17 protein-coding genes are annotated in these 21,023 nt (G+C 73.3%); 10 read left to right on the plus strand and 7 right to left on the minus strand.

What is annotated here, in order from left to right; genetic code table 11:
* Positions 1–31 precede the first annotated feature (31 nt).
* A complete protein-coding gene (hisS, locus tag ACFT55_RS04870) occupies positions 32–1,435 on the plus strand; it encodes a histidine--tRNA ligase (RefSeq protein ID WP_380242104.1) in 1,404 nt (467 codons plus the stop codon).
* A gap of 6 nt (positions 1,436–1,441) precedes the next feature.
* Here hisS and ACFT55_RS04875 read toward each other — a convergent pair whose 3' ends face one another.
* A complete protein-coding gene (locus ACFT55_RS04875) occupies positions 1,442–1,825 on the minus strand; it encodes a VOC family protein (protein WP_380242106.1) in 384 nt (127 codons plus the stop codon).
* 194 nt (positions 1,826–2,019) lie between these two features.
* On the opposite strand from ACFT55_RS04875, the gene ACFT55_RS04880 reads away from it, so the two are divergent.
* The 3 genes from ACFT55_RS04880 to ACFT55_RS04890 all read left to right on the plus strand — a co-directional run bounded on the left by ACFT55_RS04880 (position 2,020) and on the right by ACFT55_RS04890 (position 5,981).
* Positions 2,020–2,595 carry a hypothetical protein gene (locus ACFT55_RS04880; RefSeq protein ID WP_380242108.1) on the plus strand — a complete coding sequence of 192 codons (576 nt, stop codon included), beginning with the start codon at positions 2,020–2,022 and terminating at the stop codon, positions 2,593–2,595.
* A 69-nt stretch (positions 2,596–2,664) separates the two neighbouring features.
* The gene (locus ACFT55_RS04885) at positions 2,665–3,735 is read left to right on the plus strand and encodes a hypothetical protein (RefSeq protein ID WP_380242110.1); all 1,071 of its coding nucleotides are present in this window, start codon (positions 2,665–2,667) and stop codon (positions 3,733–3,735) included.
* A 47-nt stretch (positions 3,736–3,782) separates the two neighbouring features.
* The gene (locus ACFT55_RS04890) at positions 3,783–5,981 is read left to right on the plus strand and encodes an intein-containing Rv2578c family radical SAM protein (RefSeq protein ID WP_380242113.1); all 2,199 of its coding nucleotides are present in this window, start codon (positions 3,783–3,785) and stop codon (positions 5,979–5,981) included.
* Between the two features lie 37 nt (positions 5,982–6,018).
* Here ACFT55_RS04890 and ACFT55_RS04895 read toward each other — a convergent pair whose 3' ends face one another.
* The 5 genes from ACFT55_RS04895 to ACFT55_RS04915 all read right to left on the minus strand — a co-directional run bounded on the left by ACFT55_RS04895 (position 6,019) and on the right by ACFT55_RS04915 (position 10,462).
* Positions 6,019–6,363 (minus strand): hypothetical protein, encoded by a 345-nt coding sequence (locus ACFT55_RS04895; RefSeq protein WP_380242116.1) that lies wholly within the window; start codon positions 6,361–6,363, stop codon positions 6,019–6,021.
* Positions 6,360–6,833 (minus strand): PPOX class F420-dependent oxidoreductase, encoded by a 474-nt coding sequence (locus tag ACFT55_RS04900; protein WP_380242118.1) that lies wholly within the window; start codon positions 6,831–6,833, stop codon positions 6,360–6,362. The genes ACFT55_RS04895 and ACFT55_RS04900 overlap by 4 nt, the downstream gene beginning before the upstream one ends.
* A gap of 61 nt (positions 6,834–6,894) precedes the next feature.
* The gene (locus ACFT55_RS04905; protein WP_380242120.1) at positions 6,895–8,100 is read right to left on the minus strand and encodes an SseB family protein; all 1,206 of its coding nucleotides are present in this window, start codon (positions 8,098–8,100) and stop codon (positions 6,895–6,897) included.
* 35 nt (positions 8,101–8,135) lie between these two features.
* Positions 8,136–8,522, minus strand: a complete 387-nt coding sequence (locus ACFT55_RS04910; protein ID WP_380242122.1) for a hypothetical protein — start codon at positions 8,520–8,522, stop codon at positions 8,136–8,138.
* 95 nt (positions 8,523–8,617) lie between these two features.
* The gene (locus ACFT55_RS04915) at positions 8,618–10,462 is read right to left on the minus strand and encodes a polymorphic toxin-type HINT domain-containing protein (RefSeq protein WP_380242123.1); all 1,845 of its coding nucleotides are present in this window, start codon (positions 10,460–10,462) and stop codon (positions 8,618–8,620) included.
* Between the two features lie 309 nt (positions 10,463–10,771).
* Here ACFT55_RS04915 and aspS point away from each other — a divergent pair, with 309 nt between their 5' ends.
* The 3 genes from aspS (at position 10,772) to ACFT55_RS04930 (ending at position 14,142) form a co-directional block, all read left to right on the plus strand.
* Positions 10,772–12,553, plus strand: coding sequence for an aspartate--tRNA ligase (gene aspS / locus ACFT55_RS04920; RefSeq protein WP_380242125.1), 1,782 nt, complete (start codon positions 10,772–10,774; stop codon positions 12,551–12,553).
* Positions 12,550–13,413 (plus strand): GNAT family N-acetyltransferase, encoded by an 864-nt coding sequence (locus ACFT55_RS04925; protein WP_380242127.1) that lies wholly within the window; start codon positions 12,550–12,552, stop codon positions 13,411–13,413. The genes aspS and ACFT55_RS04925 overlap by 4 nt, the downstream gene beginning before the upstream one ends.
* Positions 13,414–13,521: 108 nt before the next feature.
* Positions 13,522–14,142: a carboxymuconolactone decarboxylase family protein gene (locus ACFT55_RS04930; protein ID WP_380242129.1), complete on the plus strand. Its 621-nt coding sequence runs from the start codon at positions 13,522–13,524 to the stop codon at positions 14,140–14,142.
* On the opposite strand, the gene ACFT55_RS04935 is transcribed toward ACFT55_RS04930, so the two are convergent.
* Complete coding sequence (locus tag ACFT55_RS04935) at positions 14,067–15,590, minus strand: FAD-dependent monooxygenase (protein ID WP_380242131.1); 1,524 nt, start codon at positions 15,588–15,590, stop codon at positions 14,067–14,069. The two genes, ACFT55_RS04930 and ACFT55_RS04935, sit on opposite strands and share 76 nt — an antisense overlap.
* A 50-nt stretch (positions 15,591–15,640) precedes the next feature.
* Here ACFT55_RS04935 and ACFT55_RS04940 point away from each other — a divergent pair, with 50 nt between their 5' ends.
* The 3 genes from ACFT55_RS04940 (at position 15,641) to rpsD (ending at position 20,985) form a co-directional block, all read left to right on the plus strand.
* Positions 15,641–17,029 (plus strand): replication-associated recombination protein A, encoded by a 1,389-nt coding sequence (locus tag ACFT55_RS04940; protein ID WP_380242133.1) that lies wholly within the window; start codon positions 15,641–15,643, stop codon positions 17,027–17,029.
* A gap of 330 nt (positions 17,030–17,359) precedes the next feature.
* Complete coding sequence (locus ACFT55_RS04945) at positions 17,360–20,071, plus strand: LPXTG cell wall anchor domain-containing protein (protein WP_380242136.1); 2,712 nt, start codon at positions 17,360–17,362, stop codon at positions 20,069–20,071.
* Between the two features lie 287 nt (positions 20,072–20,358).
* On the plus strand, positions 20,359–20,985 hold the full coding sequence (gene rpsD, locus ACFT55_RS04950) for a 30S ribosomal protein S4 (RefSeq protein WP_380242138.1): 627 nt from the start codon (positions 20,359–20,361) through the stop codon (positions 20,983–20,985).
* Positions 20,986–21,023: the final 38 nt, after the last annotated feature.

Here is a 21,023-nt window from a genome sequence, read left to right on the forward strand (position 1 = left end):
GGGGACCTCGCCGTCTGGGAAGATGTGCACCATGGCACGCCCCACCCCCCTCTCCGGCTTCCCCGAATGGCTCCCCGACGGTCGCGTCGTGGAGCAGCACGTGCTCGACACCCTGCGCCGCACCTTCGAGCTGCACGGGTTCGCCGGCATCGAGACCCGCGCGGTGGAGCCCCTCGACCAGCTGCTGCGCAAGGGAGAGACCTCGAAGGAGGTCTACGTGCTGCGGCGGCTGCAGGACGAGGCCGGCGCCGAGGGGGTCGCGGACCGCTCCGAGAAGCAGCTCGGCCTGCACTTCGACCTCACGGTCCCGTTCGCGCGCTACGTGCTCGAGAACGCAGGCCGCCTCGCGTTCCCCTTCAAGCGCTACCAGATCCAGAAGGTGTGGCGCGGCGAGCGCCCCCAGGACGGGCGCTTCCGCGAGTTCGTCCAGGCCGACATCGACGTCGTCGGTGCCGGCGAGCTGCCGTACCACTACGAGGTCGAGCTGCCGCTGGTCATGGCCGAGGCCCTCGGCGCGCTGCGCGACGTCGGCGTCCCCGAGGTCCGCATCCTGGTGAACAACCGCAAGGTCGCCGAGGGCTTCTACCGCGGCCTGGGCCTCGAGGACGTCGAGGGCGTGCTGCGCCAGGTCGACAAGCTCGACAAGGTCGGCCCGGAGTCCGTCGCCGAGCTCCTGCAGGCCGAGCAGGGGGCCACCCCCGAGCAGGCGAAGGCGTGCCTCGAGCTCGCCGCGATCGCGGGCGAGGACGTCGGGGTGGTCGAGCGCGTCCGGGCGCTCGCGGCCTCCTACGGCGCGGGCACCGAGCTGCTGGAGACCGGGCTGGGCGAGCTCGCGGCCCTGATCGAGGCGGCCGCCCGCCGGGCGCCGGGCGTCGTCGTGGCGGACCTCAAGATCGCGCGCGGCCTGGACTACTACACGGGTTCCGTCTACGAGACCGTCCTGGTCGGCCACGAGCAGCTCGGTTCGATCTGCTCGGGCGGCCGCTACGACACCCTCGCCTCGGACGGCAAGAACACCTATCCGGGCGTCGGCCTGTCCATCGGCGTCTCGCGCCTCGTCTCGCGCCTGCTGTCGGCGGGCCTGGTCGCGGCGACGCGCGGCGTCCCGACGGCGGTGCTGGTCGCGGTGAGCGACGAGGAGCACCGCTCGCAGTCCGACGCCGTGGCGACGGCGCTGCGTGCCCGCGGCATCCCGGCGGACGTCGCCCCCACCGCGGCGAAGTTCGGCAAGCAGATCAAGTTCGCCGACCGTCGCGGCATCCCGTTCGTCTGGTTCCCGGCCGGACCGGGGGCGGAGGGCGAGCCGGTCGCCGACGCGCTGGCGGGCCAGGTCAAGGACATCCGCTCGGGCGAGCAGGTGGACGCCCACGCCGGGTCGTGGGCGCCGCCGGCCGAGGACGTGCACCCGCGCGTCGTCCCCGCGGCGGCGGGCTGAGCGCTCTCAGGCTTCGATGAGCGCCACGACGTTGCCGGCGGGGTCGCGGAACCACGCGATGGTGGGTCCTTGGCGCGGGTCGTCGCTGCGCACCACGCCGTCGGCGTCCTGCGCGAAGCCGGGATAGCGCACGAGGTCGACCCCCGCCCCCTGCAGGTCCGCCGCCGCGGCGGCCACGTCGGGCACGACGAGGTTCAGGACCGTGTGGGCGGCCGGCTGGTGCGCGTCACCCTTGGGATAGACGAACACGGGCGTGCCACCGGTCACGTCGAGCTCGAGACCCATGGGCGTGCGCCGCGCCTCCAGCCGCAGGACGTCGCGGTAGAAGGACTCGGCCGCGTCGAGGTCGTCGACGGAAAAGCTGCTGAACGCGCGCTGCACGGTGAACACGGGACACACTCCTCAGGATCTTGTCGGGCCGGGCGGTCCCCGGCCCTGCGGGGTGGACCGCCGGGGGCGGGCGAACTGATCGCGAGCTGCCTGCGGGGGTTGTCCCCCGTCCACCCTGAGGCTCCCCTGAAAACCACCCTGATTCTGCGCCTGACCTGGCCGGACGGCCCTCAGGTGCCGCTACGGTGACGCTCGTGAGCATCTACGTCGTCCTGTCCCGCAGCAGCACCGTCCTGTCCCGGACGATCCGCCTGGCGACGCGGGACGAGTACACCCACGCGGCCCTGGCGCTCGACGCCGACCTCGAGCTCATGTTCAGCTTCGGACGGCGGCGCGCAGCCAACCCGTTCGTGGGGTGCTTCAAGCGTGAGCGGCTCGACGACGACCTGTACCGCGACATGCCAGAGCTGCCCGGCGTCGTGCTGGAGGTGCCGGTCACCCCCGCGCAACGGGAGCTCGTCTGCGGACAGGTGTCCGAGTTCCTCCTCGACAGCCACACCTACACCTACAACGCCCCGGGGCTCGTGAGCGGGCTGTTCGGCCGCGGCTCCGAGGACGACCGGCGGTTCTTCTGCTCGGAGTTCGTGTACCAGGTGCTGCACGGCGCCGGGGTCTGCGACCTGGGCCTGCCGCGCTGGAAGGTGCGCCCCCAGACGCTGCTGCAGGTTCCGGGGAGCGTCGCCTTCCGGGGCGACCTCAAGCGGTACGTCGCCCAGCGCGGGCCGGTGCCGGCCGCCTCGCTGTCGTTCCGCTGGCCGGTGCCCGCCTGAGGGTCCCGCCGCCCGCGGGTGTGACCCGCCCGTCGGGGTGCACCCAGCGCGGCGTGGGACCGTGGAGGCATGCCGACACGAGTCCTCCTGCACGTGGGTGCACCCAAGTCCGGGACGACGTACCTGCAGTCGCGGCTGCACGCCAACCGACGCGACCTGCGTCGGCACGACGTGCACTACCCGACCGGGCTGCTCGGTGAGCCGAGGCTGCACTACTGGGCGGCCCTCGACGTCACCGGCACCGACCACGGGGTCGATCCGCGCCGGGTGGACGGCGCGTGGGACCGGCTCGTGCGTCGGGTCCGCCGCACGCGCGGCGACGTCGTCCTCAGCCACGAGGTGCTCGCGAAGGCCACCGACGAGCAGGCCGCCCGCGCGATGGCGGACCTCGTCGCGACCGGGGCGGAGATACACGTCGTGCTCACGGCCCGCGACCTCGCACGCGAGCTCGCCAGCGGCTGGCAGGAAGCCCTCAAGTTCGGCGCCCGCACCACCCTGCGCTCCTACCTCGACGCGGCCCGCGAGGGACGGACCGCGTTCATGGCTGCCTTCGACCCGATCCGCGTGCTCACGGCCTGGGGCGCCGGGCTGCCCGCCGCGCAGGTGCACGTCGTGACCACGCCCCCGCCGGGCGGCGCGGCGGACCTGCTGTGGCCCCGGTTCCTGGCGGCCCTCGACGTCGACCCGGCCTGGGCGCCCCGCGAGGCCGACCGTGCGAACGCGTCGGTGGGGGTGCCGGAGGCGCAGGTGCTGCGCCGCCTCAACCGTCGACTGGGCGCGGACGCGAAGCGCGGCGGCGACCTGTCGCCCCTGGTCGACGGGATCGTCGTCGGGGACGCGCTCGCCCCGCGGCGCTCGCCCGGCATCACCGTCGGCCCGGACGACCACCCGTGGGTGGCCGAGCGCAGCGCGGCCTGGGTCGCGTGGCTGCGCGAGCGCGGCGTCACGGTGCACGGAGACCTGGACGACCTCTTGCCCCCGCCGCCGGCCGAGGACTGGACGGACCCCGACGCTCCACGGCCGCGCCAGGTGGCCGACGCCGCCCTGGACGTCGTGGAGGTGCTCCTCGCCGAGGTGCGCGACCGGCCGCTGCCGTGGCGCGAGCGCGTGCGGCGGGCGGTGCGACGCGCTCAGGGCTGACGACCGGGGCGCTGGACACCGGCTCGAACATCTGTTCGAATGGTGGGGTGAGGTGGGACGGACAGGCGATCGCAGCGGACGACGGCGCGCTCCCCGGGCTGGAGCGGGCCAGCCTGGCACGCCTCGGCCTCGTGCGCACCGTCCGGACACCGGAGTTCCGGGACTTGGTGTTCCACGAGGTGATGGCGAAGAGCGCGCTCACCAAGGTGCCTGCCGCGTCGCGCATGCCCTTCGGGTGGACGATCAACCCCTACCGCGGCTGCAGTCATGCCTGCCGCTATTGCACCAGCCCCGACACGCTCGTCCTGATGGCCGACGGCCGCCAGAAGCCGATTCGCGACGTCCGAGTAGGCGACAAGGTCGTGGGTACCGTCATCCTCGGCGCATATCGGCGGTATGCCGAGACGTCGGTCGCTGCCGCGTGGCGCGTGGTCAAGAGGGCGTACCGCGTGACGTTGGCCGACGGGACGGAGATCGTCGCGAGCGGTGACCATCGCTTCCTCACGAGGGAGGGCGGGTGGAAGCATGTCGCGCGGCCGGGGCGGGGCGCGCCACAGCGTCCGTACCTGACGACGAACAACGCACTGATGGGGTTCGGCCTGGGCATGCCGACGACCGCGCGGTCCGAACCGGGCGAGTCTCGTGAGTACCGCCTCGGCTACCTCACCGGCATGATTCGCGGCGACGGGATGCTCCTCGCCAAGGCCTATTCGACGGACGACGGGCGAACCCGGCGCGTGACGCACTTCCGGCTCGCGCTGACCGACGCGGAAGCTCTGAACCGCTCGGCCGAGTACCTCGTTCTCGAGGGGATCGAGCTCAAGCGGCGGCCGTTCAGTCCGGCGACGACGACGAGGCGTGCCCTGGACTGCATCTACTCGGGCCGTCGTGCGGACTACGAGGCGATCAACCGCATCATCAGGTGGCCCGACGAGCCTGCCGACGAGTGGAAGCGCGGGTTCCTCGCAGGCATCTTCGACGCCGAGGGGTCGTGCTCGCGAGGCGTCCTGCGCATCGCCAACGGCGACGAGGAGATCCTCGCTCGATCGTGCGCCTACCTGGACGACCTCGGTGTGCCGAACGTTCGGGAGCGAGCGCGTGCGAACGGCGTCGCCACCGTACGGGTCACCGGAGGTCTCGCGGCCCGTCGCCGCTTCTTCCACGCCGTCGGCCCCGCGATCACGCGCAAGCTGACCATCGTCGGCGACGCGGTCAAGACCTCCAGCGACCTCAGGGTGCTGAGCGTCGAGGACCTCGGCATCGAGCAGGAGATGGTCGACATCACCACCGGCACCGGAGACTTCATCGCGAACGGCGTCGTCTCGCACAACTGCTTCGCCCGGCCCACGCACGAGTACCTCGACCTGGACGCGGGCAGGGACTTCGACTCGCAGGTCGTCGTGAAGATGAACGTCGACGCCGTGCTGCGCACGGAGCTGGCGCGCCCGTCGTGGCGGAGGGAACCCGTGGCGCTGGGCACCAACACCGACCCGTACCAGCGGGCCGAGGGCCGGTACCGCCTCATGCCCGGGATCATCGGGGCGCTCGCGGACTCGGGGACCCCGTTCTCCATCCTCACCAAGGGCACGCTGCTGCGTCGTGACCTGCCGCTCATCACCGACGCCGCGCAAAAGGTCGAGGTCGGGCTCGGCGTCTCCCTCGCGTTCGCCGACGAGGAGCTGCAGCAGGCGGTCGAGCCAGGGACGCCGACGCCGCGGGCTCGGCTCGACCTGATCCGGGCCGTGCGGGCGGCGGGGCTGCCGTGCGGTGTGATGGTGGCCCCGGTGCTGCCGTGGCTCACGGACTCCCGCGACCACCTGCGTCGCCTGCTGGACGCCGTCGCGGACGCCGGGGCCACGGGCGTCACGGTGATGCCGCTGCATCTCAAGCCGGGCACGCGCGAGTGGTACCTCCAGTGGCTCGAGCGGGAGCACCCTCGCGTGGTGGCGGGGTACGGACGGGTCTACGCCCGCGGCACCTATGCCCTGGACGCCTACCGGCAGTGGCTGTGGGACCGGGTCGAGCCGATGCTCGCGGAGCACGGGTTCGGGTCCTCGGGCCATCGGGCGCGATCGGGAGCGACCGGCCGGTTCGAGGACGAGCTGCGCCCGCACGACGAGGGCGACTACCCGGCCGGCTCGATCGTCGAGCACCGGGCCGTCGAGCACCGGGCCGTCGAGCACCGGGCCGTCGAGCACCGCGCCGCACCGGGTGTGTCCGCCGTCTCGCAAGAGGCGCTGTTCTGAGGGTGCGCGACGTGGTCGGGTCCGCTCGTGGACAGGTTCAGGGCAGGGGTGCGACCCGCACGATCTGTGTCCGCGCGATCGCCCGGTCCCGGACGTCGAGCCGCGCCGTGCGGTCGGGGTCAGCCATGTAGGCGGAGAGCGCAGCGTCGTCCGGCATCTCGATCACCTGGACCTCGGTGGGGCCGCCGTCCGCCGCGCCCGCGTCGAGGGCGCGCACCCGGGACACGACGCGCCCGCCGTGCCGCGGGACCAGGGCGAGGACCTCCGACTCGTAGGAGGTGAGCAGGTCGACCTCGCCCTCAGCGGCCCAGAGCAGGACGCACAGGGTGACGGCGGGCTGACCGTCGGACGCGGGGCGCGGCTCGCCCGCCACGGCGCTCACTTCCCGTCGACGAGGCGGGCCGGGAAGCCGCCGGTGGCGACCGGGCCCCAGCGCTCGATCGTGATCCGCACCACGCTCTTTCCCTGGCGCAGCATCGCCTCGCGGTACTCGTCCCAGTCGGGGTGCTCCTTGCCCGCGGCCGCGCGGTAGTACTCGACGAGGGGCTCGACCGAGTCGGGGACGTCGATCACCTCGGCCGTGCCGTCCACCTGCACCCACGAGTCGTCGAAGTCGTCACCGAGCGCGAGGAAAGACGCCTGCGGGCGGCGCCGGAGGTTCACGGCCTTCGCCCGGTCCGGGTAGGTGGACACGACGACGCGGCCGGCGTCGTCGACGCCGAACGTCACCGGGCTCAGCTGGGGCGTCCCGTCGCCCCGGGTGGTGACGAGCACGCCCTGGTGGCGGTCGCGCAGGAGACCGAGCAGCTCGTCGCGGGTGACGCGGGTGGTGGTGGCGATCTTCGGGGCCATGGGGAGTTCTCCTCTGATGATGGAAGGCGTGGTTGCCGCGGTCCGGTGCCGGGTCGGCACGTCAGGGGCCGGCGGGGACGGGCGCGTCGTCGGGCGCGTCGGTGGCGTCGATCGCGTCGCCGGGAAGGGGGCCGGGCGCGCTCAGGAGCCACTCGGTGGCGAACAGGACCTTGTCGGTGAGGCTGAGGATCGCGTCGCGGATCTCGACGTGCGGTGTCGAGAACGCGAGCCGAGCGACGGCCTGCGCACCGGGGGCAGGCGCCCAGTAGTCCACGAGCAGGAGCGGCACGTCCTGGCCGCCGAGCTCGGCCGACCCCGTGGCCACACGGACGTGCCGCAGGAACGGGCCGGACAGCGTCTCGGTCGTGGTGAGCTCGTCGCCGGGCGCGAGCCGCGGGTGCAGCCGGTCGTGGATGCGCTGGAGGTGGCTGACGCCGCCTGCCTCCGGGCCGAGGTCGTGCCAGTACAGCGTGAGGTTGAGCGCGAGCGCGGCGTCCTTGCCCGGCAGCACCAGGTAGGCCATGACCTGGCCACCCGCGGCGGCAGCCTTGGTCGCGACCGCCGTGAGCTGTTCGCGCAGGTCGCGCCGCAGCCCGGCCCCGCGGTCGCCCAGGGCCGCGCCCTGCTGCTTGACGATCGCGCGGATCTGCTGGTCGCGCAGCGCCTCGTCGTCGAGCTCGATCAGCGCCCAGTGGTCCGGGAGGTTGAGCTCGATGCCGATGCCGCGCGAGCCTCCGGGCTCGTCCACGCTGGCCATCGCGTGCAGGCCCTCGATGCCGATGCCGGCACCCGAGGTGTCGACCAGTCCGGTGGCGTCGGCGTCGTCGCTGTGGCCGAGCGCGTCGGTGAGGTCGGTCACGTCCAGGGTCATCGCGTGCGGGACACCGGGATCGACGACGACCCGGTCGAGCACGGCGCCGTGCCGGTGCAGGAACGGCACCAGGGAGTCCCGCCGGCGGAGGCTGAAGGCGCGCACGGGGTCGTCGGCCAGGTACCGCTGGAGGGAGTCGGTGGTGGAGAAGAGGCACAGCGCGTAGGGCCGTGCCGAGCCGTCGGGGGCGGGGAAGACCCGTACCTGAGGGGTCCCGTCCTCGCGGTGGACGATCGGGACCAGGACCGGGTCGTCCCGGAGGGCACGACCGACGGCGCCCCGGTCGGCGGCGGCGAGGGCGAGCACGAGGGACGGCGAGCCCGCGCCGAAGCGTGACGTCGCTCCGGGGCTGCCGGGACCTGCGGGCACGGTGGGGGCGGGCGAGTCGTCCGTCATGGCCGATCGGGTCTCCTGGGTCGGGGACAGGGATGTCAGTAGAGCTCGCCGACGTTCTCCTCGTACCAGGCGCCGAGCTCCTCGGCCGTGACCCCCGGCGTCAGCTCGAGGTCGAAGGAGTACATCGAGTCGGACGCACGGACGGCGACATCGGCGGGGACGATCGAACGGAACCAGACGGCGACGTCGACTCCGGCCTGCGAGCTGCCGTCCACGGAGACGCCCCAGCCGCCGGCGGCGAACCACACCTCGACCTGGCGGTCCTCGTGCTCGAAGGTCCACCCGAGGTCGCGCATCTCCGACCCCTCCGACGGCAGCGACGTCGCGGCGATGCCGGGGATCTCCGCGAAGCGGGTGGTCAGGAACTCACGAGACGCCTCCCAGGACGAACGGTCCTCCAGGTAGGCGAGCATCTCGGCCATCGTCGTCTCCTCGTCGTGGCACGGTCCGGGCTGTCGGCCCGGCGCGGGTCGGTCGGTGGGTCGGTCGGTGCGGGGTCGTCCCTCGGGCCGGTGGCCTAGGGCGAGAGGATCACGCTCCCGGGGATGCCGAGGTCCGACAGCATCGTCGAGAAGTACGCGGCCCCGTCCGGGTGGTTCACGATGATCCGCAGGTCGGTGAACGAGGTTGCCGGGTCGCCGATCACAGCACCGTACCGGCTGATCTCGTCGACGGTGGAGGCGTTGATGAAGTCCGGTGCGGTGCCCGTGTACGGGCTGCTGGCGGCGTTCTCGATGTACTTGGCGTCGACCAGCGTGGTGCCGTCGATGCCGTCGGCCCAGACGCTCTTGCCGCCACCCGACACCTGAAACTCGATCAGCCCGGTGTGGGCCCGCTGGTAGTCGTAGGCGCGGGAGGTGAGGGTGCCCGGCTTCGCGTACTGCATCGGGGTGGTCCGCATCCCGCGGACGCCTCGCGCGGCGTGGGCGGCGGAGTTGTGGACGAGGACGGGCAGGTCGCCGGCCAGGACGTAGTAGTTGTGGTGCGTGGCGACGTGGAAGTTGTAGACCGTGACCGGGCCGTCGGGGTCGTGCTCGTCGCGGTGCTCGATGTCGATCTTCTCGAGGGTGACCGTGCCGGTGCCGGTGCCGGTGCCGGTGCCGGTGCCGGTGCCGTCGCCGGTGTCGGGGGTGACGAGGATGTCGCCGGGTTGCAGGTCGCGGGCGAGGATCCAGCCCATGTTGCGCACCATGAACGGGTGCTCGTCGGTGGTCGTGACGACCTGGCCGGCGATGGTCAGGTGGTACAGGGTGGTGGTGGTGCGGACGAAGGTGTCCATGACGAGCTGCAGCTCGTCGGTCCCGGTGGCCAGGTCGTGGGCCCAGACCTTGTCCCCGGGCCGCAGGTCCTGGATCGGCCTGTCGCCCTCGGGGGTGCGTACCAGGGTCCCGGCGGTGAAGCAGGTGCCGAACCCGACCTTGCACCACGCCTTCTTCGCACCGGACTTGAGCCCGGACTTCATGCCCTGCTTGAACGCGGCCTTCGACAGGCCCGTGGCGGCCTTGGCCGCCCCGCCCAGCCCGATCACGGACAGGGCGGCGCCGGCGATCGCGATCCCGGCCTCGGCCCAGGACCGTTCCCCGGTCGCGGCGAGGGTGAGGTTCGCCAACGCGGACACGATCGCCGCGACCGCGGCGACGACGATCAGCACCCCTGCCAGCGCGGTCCCGACCACGGGGATGAACGCGACCACGATCGCGAGCAGGCCCGCGATGGTGGAGACCATGTCCGCGATGTCGGCGATCGCGGCCACGACCTTCGAGCCCCAGTCGTCCCACCAGGAGTCGTTCAGGTCGTCCCCGGAGGTGATGTCCTCGATGCGGGACACCGCGTCGTTCGCCGCCCGGTCCCGGTCGTCCACCGCGGACTCGACGTCCGACCGTGCGGCGGCGACCTGACCCTGCGCGTCGTGCGCGTCCCCGCCCGCGCGGTCCGCGTGCTGCTGGTACTCCCGCTTCTCCTCGGCGTCCGTCGTGCTGTCGGCCAGGTCCTGGTACCGGTCCCGGGACCCTGCCGCGGAGTCCGCCGCGTCCCGAGCCTGCCGCGCCTTCTCCAGCGCGGCCAGCGTCTCGGCCTGCACCCGCTCCAACGCGGACGCGTAGTCCACCAACGCCTCACCCGTGGCCTGATACCGCGAATGCGCGCGCCGGATCTCGCTGATGGTGTCTTCCTTGGTCTCCATCAACGCGTCCACGGCCTGAGAGATCGTGCCGGCCACGTCCAGGCGCGCCATCGCGCCCGCGGCGTCGTCGATCGATCCCGCGACCTCCAGATAGTCCTGACCCCCGGCCAGCACCAGCACCGGGTCCCCGGGCGTGGGGTCCGAGTCCAGCCCTACCGGCGACCAGTCCGCCGGCCTCACCTGGAGCCTCGTCCGCCGGCACGCCACCGCGCGTCCAGGCGCTCGCCCACGCTCATGTCCAGGTCCCCCCGCAGGTCAGCCACCGGTTCTCACCCTGTCTCGCCCCGGAAGAGAGTACCGAGACAGGCAGTTTGTGACCACGGCAACACGCCTCGACGGACCGCTCGCGCGAGGCGCCGGAAATCGGCGGACGGGGGCCCGGGTGCAGCGACTAAACTCGCCACGTCGTGCCTGCGCGCGACCGTCTCCCGGCCGGGCACCGGGCGGACGGCGTCATCCGCCCACCACCCGTCACGAAAGGAACCCTCCGTGCTCCGCACCCACACGGCCGGCTCACTGCGGGCCGAGCACATCGGTCAGACCGTCACCCTCACCGGGTGGGTCGATCGCCGTCGGGATCACGGGGGAGTGGCCTTCATCGACCTGCGCGACGCCTCGGGCATCTCGCAGGTCGTCATCCGCGACGAGGCCGTGGCGCACCCGCTGCGCGCCGAGTTCGTGCTCCAGGTCACCGGTGAGGTCGGCCGGCGCCCCGAGGGCAACGCCAACCCGAACCTCGCCACCGGCGAGATCGAGGTCGTGGCCAAGGACGTCGTCGTCCTCAACGAGTCCGCGCCGCTGCCGTTCCAGGTCTCCACGGCCCTCGCGGACACGGAGACCATCGGTGAGGAGGCGCGCCTCAAGCACCGCTACCTCGACATGCGCCGCCCGAACCAGGCGCACGCCCTGCGGCTGCGGGCGAAGGCGAACCAGGCCGCCCGGCGGGTGCTCGACGAGCACGACTTCGTCGAGGTCGAGACGCCGACCCTGACCCGCTCGACGCCGGAGGGCGCCCGTGACTTCCTGGTCCCGGCCCGCCTGGCGCCCGGCTCCTGGTACGCGCTGCCGCAGAGCCCGCAGCTGTTCAAGCAGCTCCTCATGGTCGGTGGCCTGGAGCGCTACTACCAGATCGCCCGGTGCTACCGCGACGAGGACTTCCGGGCCGACCGCCAGCCCGAGTTCACGCAGCTGGACGTCGAGCTGAGCTTCGTCGACCAGGACGACGTCATCGCGCTGGCCGAGCAGGTCCTCGCCGCCCTGTGGAAGCTGATCGACGTCGAGATCCCCACGCCGATCGCCCGGATGACGTACGCCGAGGCGATGCGTCTGTACGGCACCGACAAGCCGGACCTGCGGTTCGGCAACCCGCTCGTCGAGCTCACGGACTACTTCTCCGAGACGCCGTTCCGCGTGTTCCAGGCGGAGTACGTGGGCGCCGTCGTGATGACGGGCGGCGCCTCTCAGCCGCGCCGCCAGTTCGACGCGTGGCAGGAGTGGGCCAAGCAGCGCGGTGCCAAGGGCCTCGCCTACGTGACCTACGGCGAGGACGGCACGCTCGGCGGCCCCGTCGCCAAGAACCTGTCCGACGCCGAGCGTGACGGTCTCGCCGCCGCCACCGGCGCGCAGCCGGGCGACGCGGTGTTCTTCGCGGCCGGCAAGACCTCCGAGGCGCGCGCGCTGCTGGGCGCGGCCCGCCTGGAGATCGCGCACCGCACCGGACAGGTCGACGAGGACGCCTGGGCGTTCGTGTGGGTGGTGGACGCCCCGCTGTTCAAGCCCACGGGCGAGGACGACGACGTGGACCTGGGTCACTCCGCCTGGACGGCGGTGCACCACGCGTTCACCTCGCCGAAGCCGGAGTGGATCGACAGCTTCGAGTCCGACCCGGGCAACGCGCTGGCGTACGCCTACGACATCGTCTGCAACGGCAACGAGATCGGCGGCGGCTCGATCCGTATCCACCGTCGTGACGTGCAGGAGCGGGTCTTCGACGTCATGGGGATCGGCCCCGCGGAGGCGCAGGAGAAGTTCGGCTTCCTCCTCGACGCGTTCAAGTTCGGCGCCCCGCCGCACGGCGGCATCGCGTTCGGCTGGGACCGCATCGTGGCGCTGCTGACGAAGTCCCCGTCGATCCGGGACGTCATCGCGTTCCCGAAGTCGGGCGGCGGCTACGACCCGCTGACCGAGGCGCCGGCCCCGATCACGCCGGAGCAGCGCAAGGAGGCCGGGGTGGACGCCGCCCCGCAGGACGCGTCGGCTGCGGGGGAGTGACCCTCTCCCTCGACGGGCACCTGCTCGCCCCGGTCACCGAGGTGGCCGGGGTGGGCCTGCCCGCCCGCTGGGCGCACCACCCGGTCGTCGTCGCGGAAGCCGCCCACGGCGGCTGGGACGCCAGCCATGCCTGGTGCGACGACGACGCCTTCCTGGTCCGGCTGCGCTGGCGCGAGCGGCTCGACGGCGCACGCTCGCTCGTCGTCGACCACCACCCGGCCGGCGTGAGCGTCCTGGGCGTCGGCACGGCCGAGGGCGCGGCGCGGCTCGTGCTCGCCGCGGAGGACGAGCTGCGCGACGTCGGCGGCCTCGGACCCGTGCTCAGGGCGTCCATGCCCCACGGCACGCACCGTGCGCTGTCCGGCGCCGGCGGGCCGGGCGGCCCGGCGCTCCCGCCGCCGTTCGACCGTGCGCCCTTCGACGCGTGGGGGTGGTTCTTCGCGACGGCGTCGCCGGCCCAGCAGCCCGGTGAGGACCGTGTCGTGGAGCTGACGAGCGACGACGAGCGCGCCGAGGCGGCCGCCTGCCTCGCCGTGGCGCACCCCCACGGCGAGCTGCCGGTCGACGAGCCGCGCTCCCGCTGGTGGGGGTGGCGCGACGACGACGGCGTGGTGCGCGGTGTGGCCGGCGCGTCGCGCCGTGTGCCCGGCAGGCCCTGGACGCTGGGGTCGATCGGCACGGACCCGGCCTGGCGGGGGCGGCAGATCGCCGCGGCAGTGACGGCCGTGGCGACGCGGGCCGGCCTCGCCGAGACGTCGATGGTCACCCTCGGCGTGTACGCCCACAACGACCCGGCGCGCCGGCTGTACCGGCGCCTCGGGTTCACTGGCGCCCAGGAGTTCGAGAGCTCGCGGCCCTGACGTCACCGCACTTCACCCGCGTCCGGCCTGTCCGAGCCGGTGCGGCCCGGGGCAGCATGGACGGGCGGATCGCTGCCGGCACCCGGCGGCGGCCGCTCGGGAGCGACGATGACCATCATCAGGACCGTGGATCCCGCGGACGCGACGGGCGAGGTGGGTGACGTCTACGCCGACGACGTCGCGTCGCTGGGGTACGTGCCGAGCCACACCCGTGTCATGGCGGTGGACGTCGAGGCGCACCTGGCCTTCGAGCACCTGGCCGGGACCATCGCCTCGGGCCTCGGGCTGCGCCTGTACGAGCTGGTGACGCTGGCCGCGGCCAAGGCGCTCCGGTCGCAGGCGTGCCTCCTGGCGCACGGACGGCGCAGCCGCTCGCTGTTCGGCGACGACCAGCTCGCGCGGATCGCCCGCGACCACCGTGACGCGGGGCTCACCGAGGCCGAGGTCGCCGCCATGGACCTCGCCGCCCGGCTCAGCACCGACGCCGCACAGATCACGGAGGCCGAGACGACGCGGCTGCGCGACGCGGGCCTCACCGACCGGCAGATCGTCGACGTGGTGCTCGCCGCGTCGCTGCGCAACTACTACTCGCGAGCGCTGCACGCCCTGGCGGTGCCGCCCGACGTGCCCCCTGACCTGCCCGCCGGACTGCGTCAGGCGCTGCTCGCCGACGGCGACGACGGCGACGACGGCGACGCCGACCCGGGACCGGCCGCGTCCGCGAGGTAGCCGTCCGGGCGCACGAGGAGGGTCGAGGCCTGCCCGTCGGCACGCCGCACCACCACCCGCTCCTCCCCGCTGAGCTCGCCCGGCGCGGGAGGGAGCGGTGCCGCCGGGCCCGTGCCCGGCACGACGAGGACGAACCGCCCGGCCCGCAGCGCCTCGGCCAGGCGTGCGCCGCCCGCCCCGGGGACCAGCGGCAGGTCCGGCACCCGGCGGCCGGCCGCGGGGTGGGCACCGGGCGGCGCGGGATACCGCACGCCGAGGGCAGACACGGTCAGCGCGGCACGCCGTCGGGCGGGGGCTACGCGCGCGAGCGCGGCGGCCAGGACGGCGCGCAGGGCGGCCGCCGTCGCCCCCGGGCGGGTCGCCAGGCGCAGCATCGCGCCGCTCGTGCGCAGCACCTGCGCGCCCACAGGGTGCCGTTCCTCCCCGTAGCCGTCGAGCACCTCGCCGTCCGCGCCGCGGACCACCGCGGCCAGTCGCCAGGACAGGTTCGCAGCGTCCTGGAGACCGGTGTTCATGCCGAGGCCGCCCGCCGGGCTGTGGCAGTGCGCGGCGTCGCCCGCCAGCAGCACCCGGCCGGCGCGGTAACGGGGCACCTGGCGCTCGTCGGCGGCGAACCGGGTGGCGAAGCGCAGGTCATGCATCCCGAGGTCGTCCCCGAGCGTCGCGCGCGCCAGGGCCCGGACCTCCTCCAGGCCAGGGGCGACCGGTCCGGCGCCGCCGTCCTCGCCCGGGTCGAGCCCCTCGTCCCAGCCGATGAAGCGGTACCAGCCGTCGCCGAACGGGGCGAGGAACCCCAGCGAGCCCCCGCTGGACGCGATCGTGAGGACGTCGTCCGGCGGCCGGTGCAGGCGCACGTCCGCCAGCACCATCGCGCGGACCACCGTCTCGCCGGGGAACGGGAGGCCAGCAGCACGGCGGACGGTCGAGCGCACACCGTCCGTCCCCACCACCCACGGTGCCCGCACCTGGGCCGCACCCTCCGGCCCGACCGTCGCGAGCGACACCCCGTCGTCGTCCTGGACGAGCCCCGTGACGCGCACGTCGTGGCGGAAGCGGACACCCGCCGACGCCGCCCGGCGGTGCAGCAGGCGCTCCACCTCGTACTGCGGGGTGACCAGCACGAACGGGAACCGGCCCGGGAGCGTGTCCAGGCGAACCTCGACCTTCCCGAACACCCGCAGCCCACGCACCGGCCGGCCCGTGGACACCAGCTCGTCGGCCAGGCCGCGCGCGTCGAGCGTCTCCAGGCTCCGCGCGTGCACCGCGAACGCTCGCGTGAGGTTGCTCAGGCCCGCAGCCCGCTTCTCGAGCACCGTGACCCGCAGGCCCGCCACGGCCAGGTCCCCGGCCAGGAGCAGCCCGGTCGGCCCTGCCCCGACGACCACCACGTCGGCGTCCCCGTCCACCACCGCGTCGCCCACCGTGCCGCCCACCATGCCGCCCACCATGGACCCACCCTAGGGACGGGCGCGTGGGTGGCGCTCCGTAGGCTGGGCCCATGGACCTGTTCGACGCCGCGCTCACCGGCACCCGCGGCACCCCGGCGACCGGACGCTCCGGCCCCAGCGCCCCGCTGGCCGTCCGCATGCGCCCCGCCACCCTCGACGAGGTCGCCGGCCAGGCCCACCTCCTCGTCCCCGGCTCGCCGCTACGCCGCCTCGTGGAGCCCGACGACGAGTCCGCCCGCCGCGCCGCGCCCGGCTCCGTGATCCTGTGGGGCCCGCCCGGTGTCGGCAAGACGACGCTCGCCTACCTGGTCGCGACGTCGTCGGGCCGCCGGTTCGTCGAGCTCTCCGCCGTCACCGCCGGAGTCAAGGAGGTCCGCCAGGTCGTCGAGGACGCCCGCCGCCGCCTCGCCACCGGCGGCGAGGAGACCGTGCTCTTCATCGACGAGGTCCACCGGTTCTCCAAGACGCAGCAGGACGCCCTGCTGCCCAGCGTCGAGAACCGCTGGGTCACCCTCGTCGCCGCCACCACGGAGAACCCGTCCTTCTCCGTCAACTCCCCGCTGCTGAGCCGCTCGCTGCTGCTCACCCTCAAGCCGCTCACCGCGGACGACGTCCGCGCCCTGGTGCGCCGCGCCGTCGAGGACGAGCGAGGGCTGGGCGGCACCGTCGCCCTGGCCGACGACGCCGAGGACCAGCTCGTGCGGATGGCCGGGGGCGATGCCCGCAAGGCGCTGACCATCCTCGAGGCCGCCGCCGGCGCGGCGCTCGCCGACGCCGACCCGGGCCGCGCGAAGGACGCCGCGGTCCCCGTCGACCTCGACACCGTCGAGCGCGCCGTCGACGTCGCCGCCGTGCGCTACGACCGCGACGGCGACCAGCACTACGACGTGGTGTCCGCCTTCATCAAGTCGATCCGGGGCTCCGACGTCGACGCCGCCCTGCACTACCTCGCCCGCATGATCGCGGCAGGGGAGGACCCCCGGTTCATCTCGCGTCGGCTGGTGATCTCCGCCGCCGAGGACGTCGGCATGGCCGACCCGTCCGCCCTCCAGACGGCCGTGGCCGCCGCACAGGCCGTCCAGCTCATCGGCATGCCGGAGGGGCGCATCGTCCTCGCGGAGGCGGTCGTGCACCTCGCGACCGCGCCCAAGTCCAACGCCGCCTACCTCGGCGTGGACGCGGCGCTCGCGGACGTGCGCGCCGGCAAGGCGGGCGTGGTGCCCGCGCACCTGCGCGACGCGCACTATGCCGGTGCCGAAGGGCTCGGCCACGGCAAGGGGTACCGGTACGCGCACGACGCGCCGCACGCGATCGCTGCCCAGCAGTACCTGCCCGACGAGCTCGCCGGTCGGCGCTACTACGCGCCGAGCGACCGCGGCTTCGAGAAGCAGGTCACGGACCGGCTCACCCGGATCCGTCAGATCCTCGACGGAGCCTGACCGTCTCGTCCTCCGGACGGGGGCCGAGCACGGTGCCGCGGTCGCCGGTCCGCTCCACTTGTGACACATCTGGCACTACTCAGCGGCTACTCCCCGAGGCCGCCGGTGACCGCAGTCCCACTCAGACCCTCTGTCCGAGCAGACAGCCTTGTGCTCGATCTGTGAAGGACGACGATGGGGATGGGCATGAGGTCTGATCGACAAGGAGGAAGGTCGCGGCGCGCTCGCGGCGTTCTGGCGGGCTCGCTCGCGGCACTGCTGCCGGCGGCGGCGTTCTCGGGGGCGACGTTGGCAGCGGCGGTGACGCCGGGTGCGTCGACGGCTGGTGGTGTGGCGGCGGCTGCGCCGGCGCCGGCGGACCCTCAGGTGCTGTTCGCCGAGGACTTCGAGGCGGCAGGTGACGGTGCGAACGTGCTGCTGACCGACTACGTGGGGGCGCAAGGGCAGTCCTACACGGGTGACGACTTCTGGGTGAGTCGTCCGAACTGCAACGGGTTCATCGTCGACCAGACGAGTCCTCGGCAGGATGGCGACTGCTCCGCCCTGAGCACCGGGGGCTACTCGTACAACCGGCTCACCGGGCTGTCGTACGCGCTGGGGATGCTGCAGGGTGCGGCCGACCCGGCGCTCAACGCCGCGGCTGCCTCCTACACCGCCGGTGACGGCCCCGACGACGCGGTGCAGTTCCGGACGGCTACACCGCTGGCTCTGGCGGCGGACAACCGGTTCGTCACGTTCTCGGTGGACGCCGCGGCCACGAACTGCAGCTCTCCCAACCACCCCGCGCTGCGGTTCTACCTCGTGGACGCGACGGGCACGCAGATTCCGGTGTCGGACGCGGCGATCGACCCGTGCGAGGACCCCCGGTCGTCGTCGTTCACGGGCGTGGCGGCGAACGGCGCCAACGTCCCGGTGCAGGCGGGGTCGTTCGCGGCGGACTCGTCCACGCTGCTGTCGGGCGGGTCGTTCGACGTCGTGCTGCGCAACGAGACCGGTAGCGGAGCCGGCAACGACGGCGCGTACGACAACATCCAGGTGCTGGACGTCACGCCGCAGCTGTCGAAGGAGTTCGCGCCGGCGACGGTGGCCGTGGGCGGAAAGTCGCGGTTGACGTTCACGGTGACGAACACGTCGGAGCTCGCGGCGAAGGACGGCTGGGGCTTCACGGACGCGCTGCCTGCGGGTCTGACGGCCGCCGCGGTGCCGAACGTCGACAACCAGTGCACGGACGCGACGGTGGACGCCCCGGCAGGTGCCGAGAAGGTCGTGGTCTCCGGTGGGTCGCTCGCGAGCCAGGAGGCGTCGTGCACGATCAGCCTCGACGTGACCTCGGTGAAGGCCGGGACGTACACGAACGGCGCCGACCAGCTGACCGAGCTGGTGGGTCTGGCGGCTCCGGCTGACGCGGCGGTGGAGTTCGCGGTGGCGAACCTGGAGCTGGCCAAGAGCGTCGCGAGTATCGACGACGTGAACTCCGACGGACTGACGGACCGCGGGGACGTGATCTCCTACGCGTTCACGGTGACGAACACGGGCGGCGTGCGACTGGACGACGTGGCGGTCGACGACCCGAAGGTCGCCGACCTGACGTGCCCGGAGACGTCGCTGGCGGCAGGGGCGTCGATGGACTGCTCGGCTACCTTCGAGGTGACCGCCGACGACGAGTCGGCCGGTGCGGTGGACAACACGGCGAAGGCGACCGGTCAGGCCGTCGGCGGCATCGGCGTGATGTCCGGGGCGTCTCGCACGTCCACCCCGGTGACGGCGGCCGCCCCGTCGCTCAGCTTCGTCAAGACCGTGGACGCGCCCGACGTCACCGGCCTCGCAGCGGGCGACGAGGTGACCTACACCCTCGTCACGACGAACGACGGCAACGTGCCCCTGCGCGACGTCCAGGTGGACGACTCGCAGTTCTCCGGTGCCGGTGACCTGGGCGGCCTGACCTGCGAGCCGGGTGCTCCCGCGGTGCTGGCCCCGGGCGAGAGCCTGTCGTGCACCGCCAGCTACACGGTGGTGCAGGCGGACATCGACGCCGGCACGGTGGACAACATGGCGACGGTCACCGCCACGGGACCGTACGGCGAGCAGCTGGACGGCTCCGACAGCGCGAACCTCCCGGCGGCGCGCACGGCGTCGACCGAGCTCACCAAGACGGCGACCGTCGAGGACGAGGACGAGGACGGCCTGGCGGACGAGGGCGAGGGCATCGACTACACGTTCACGGTGCTGAACACCGGCAACGTGACCCTGGCCTCCGTGGGCGTGGACGACCCCATGCTCACCGAGGCCGGCATCACCGTCGCGTGCGACGCTCTCTCCATCGCCCCGGGGGCGATCACGTCGTGCGCGGCCTCCGCGCCGTACCTGGTGACCGACGCCGACGTCGAGGCCGGCTCCGTGGAGAACACGGCGACCACCGTCGCCGCGGCCCCGACGGGGGTCGACGTGGTGCCGAGCACCGCGACGGCCTCGACCCCGACGGACACGCGTGCGGTGCTCGAGGTGACCAAGACCGCGGACGTGTCCAGCGCCCAGCCGGGCGACGTCGTGACCTTCACGATCGTGGCGGCCAACGCGGGCAACGTGGCGCTGAGCGACGTCGAGGTCTCCGAGACGGAGTTCATCGGCGCCGGGGACCTGACCGACCTGGAGTGCCGGGCCGGTGACTCCGACGGCCAGGGCGTGTCCCTGGCACCGGGGGAGCAGGTCGAGTGCACCACGACCTACACCGTGACGGAGGCCGACGTGGCCAACGGCCGAGTGAACAACACCGCGGGCGCCACGGCCCTCACGTCGCAGGGCACCCCGCTGCAGGAGCAGGACGAGGCCGGGGTCGACATCGCCCCCGCCCCCGTGCCTGCGCCGGTCGTGGTCGACCCGACGCCGACGCCGAGCGCATCGGTCGTCCCGGACCCGGAGCTTCCGCAGACCGGTCTGAGCGTCACGACGTTCGCCGTGCTGGGTGCGGCGGTCCTCCTCGTGATCGCGGGCGGGCTCGTGCTGTTCCTGCGTCGCCGACAGAACCGCGACGTCCAGGGCTGACACGTCCAAGGCTGACGCACGAGCGCGGCTGCGCCCCCGGGCTGCCTGACGGCCCGGGGGCGCACGCGTGCCCCGCGCCGTCGCCGCAGCACGGGGGCGGGGCCGAGGGCGAGCGCAGCATGCGCTAACATGGTGCGGTTGCCATTTCCGGCGACCGCCTGGGACCTCGGCCCCGCGAGCACCCCGCCACCGCGCAGGGCGTTCCATCGGCTGGTCCCGCACCCGACCTCCCCTCTGGGTCGTCGTCGGGTGTGACCTCATCCATCCACGAAGGACAGGAAGCACCAGTGACCGCTGTCACCAAGTCGCGCCGCCAGGTCCGCCTGAGCCGCAAGCTCGGCCTCGCGCTGACCCCGAAGGCCGTTCGCCACTTCGAGAAGCGCCCCTACCCCCCGGGTGAGCACGGCCGCGCTCGTCGTCGCACCGAGTCGGACTACGCGGTCCGTCTCCGCGAGAAGCAGCGTCTGCGCGCCCAGTACGCGCTGCGCGAGAAGCAGCTCGTCAAGGTCTACGAGACCGCCCGCAAGCACCCGGGCCTGACCGGTGAGGTCATGGTCGAGGACCTGGAGACGCGTCTCGACGCGCTCGTGCTGCGCGCCGGCTTCGGCCGCACCATCCTGCAGGCCCGCCAGGCCGTGACGCACCGTCACATCCTGGTGGACGGCAAGATCGTCGACCGCCCGTCGTTCCGCGTGAAGCCGGGCCAGACCATCCAGGTCAAGCCGAAGTCGCAGGCCACCACGCCGTTCCAGGTCGCCGCCGCCGGCGCGCACCGCGACGTCCTGCCGGCCGTCCCGGGCTACCTCGACGTGAACCTCGAGAAGCTGTCGGCCACGCTGACCCGCAAGCCGAAGCGCGCCGAGGTCCCCGTGACCTGCGAGGTGCAGCTCGTGGTCGAGTTCTACGCGCGCTGACCCGCTCGAGCTCCGCAGGGAACCCTGCAGCTCAGGAC

The sequence above is a fragment of the Isoptericola sp. NPDC057191 genome, from assembly GCF_042670225.1.
Lineage (GTDB): Bacteria > Actinomycetota > Actinomycetes > Actinomycetales > Cellulomonadaceae > Isoptericola.

What these genes read in the sequence shown, in the direction of transcription:
- hisS (WP_380242104.1), top strand. Translation starts at nt 32, where the DNA reads ATGGCACGCCCCACCCCCCTCTCCGGCTTCCCCGAATGGCTCCCCGAC.
- ACFT55_RS04885 (WP_380242110.1), top strand. Translation starts at nt 2,665, where the DNA reads ATGCCGACACGAGTCCTCCTGCACGTGGGTGCACCCAAGTCCGGGACG.
- ACFT55_RS04900 (WP_380242118.1), bottom strand. Translation starts at nt 6,833, where the DNA reads ATGGCCCCGAAGATCGCCACCACCACCCGCGTCACCCGCGACGAGCTG.
- ACFT55_RS04905 (WP_380242120.1), bottom strand. Translation starts at nt 8,100, where the DNA reads ATGACGGACGACTCGCCCGCCCCCACCGTGCCCGCAGGTCCCGGCAGC.
- ACFT55_RS04910 (WP_380242122.1), bottom strand. Translation starts at nt 8,522, where the DNA reads ATGGCCGAGATGCTCGCCTACCTGGAGGACCGTTCGTCCTGGGAGGCG.
- ACFT55_RS04930 (WP_380242129.1), top strand. Translation starts at nt 13,522, where the DNA reads ATGACCATCATCAGGACCGTGGATCCCGCGGACGCGACGGGCGAGGTG.
- ACFT55_RS04935 (WP_380242131.1), bottom strand. Translation starts at nt 15,590, where the DNA reads ATGGTGGGCGGCATGGTGGGCGGCACGGTGGGCGACGCGGTGGTGGAC.
- ACFT55_RS04940 (WP_380242133.1), top strand. Translation starts at nt 15,641, where the DNA reads ATGGACCTGTTCGACGCCGCGCTCACCGGCACCCGCGGCACCCCGGCG.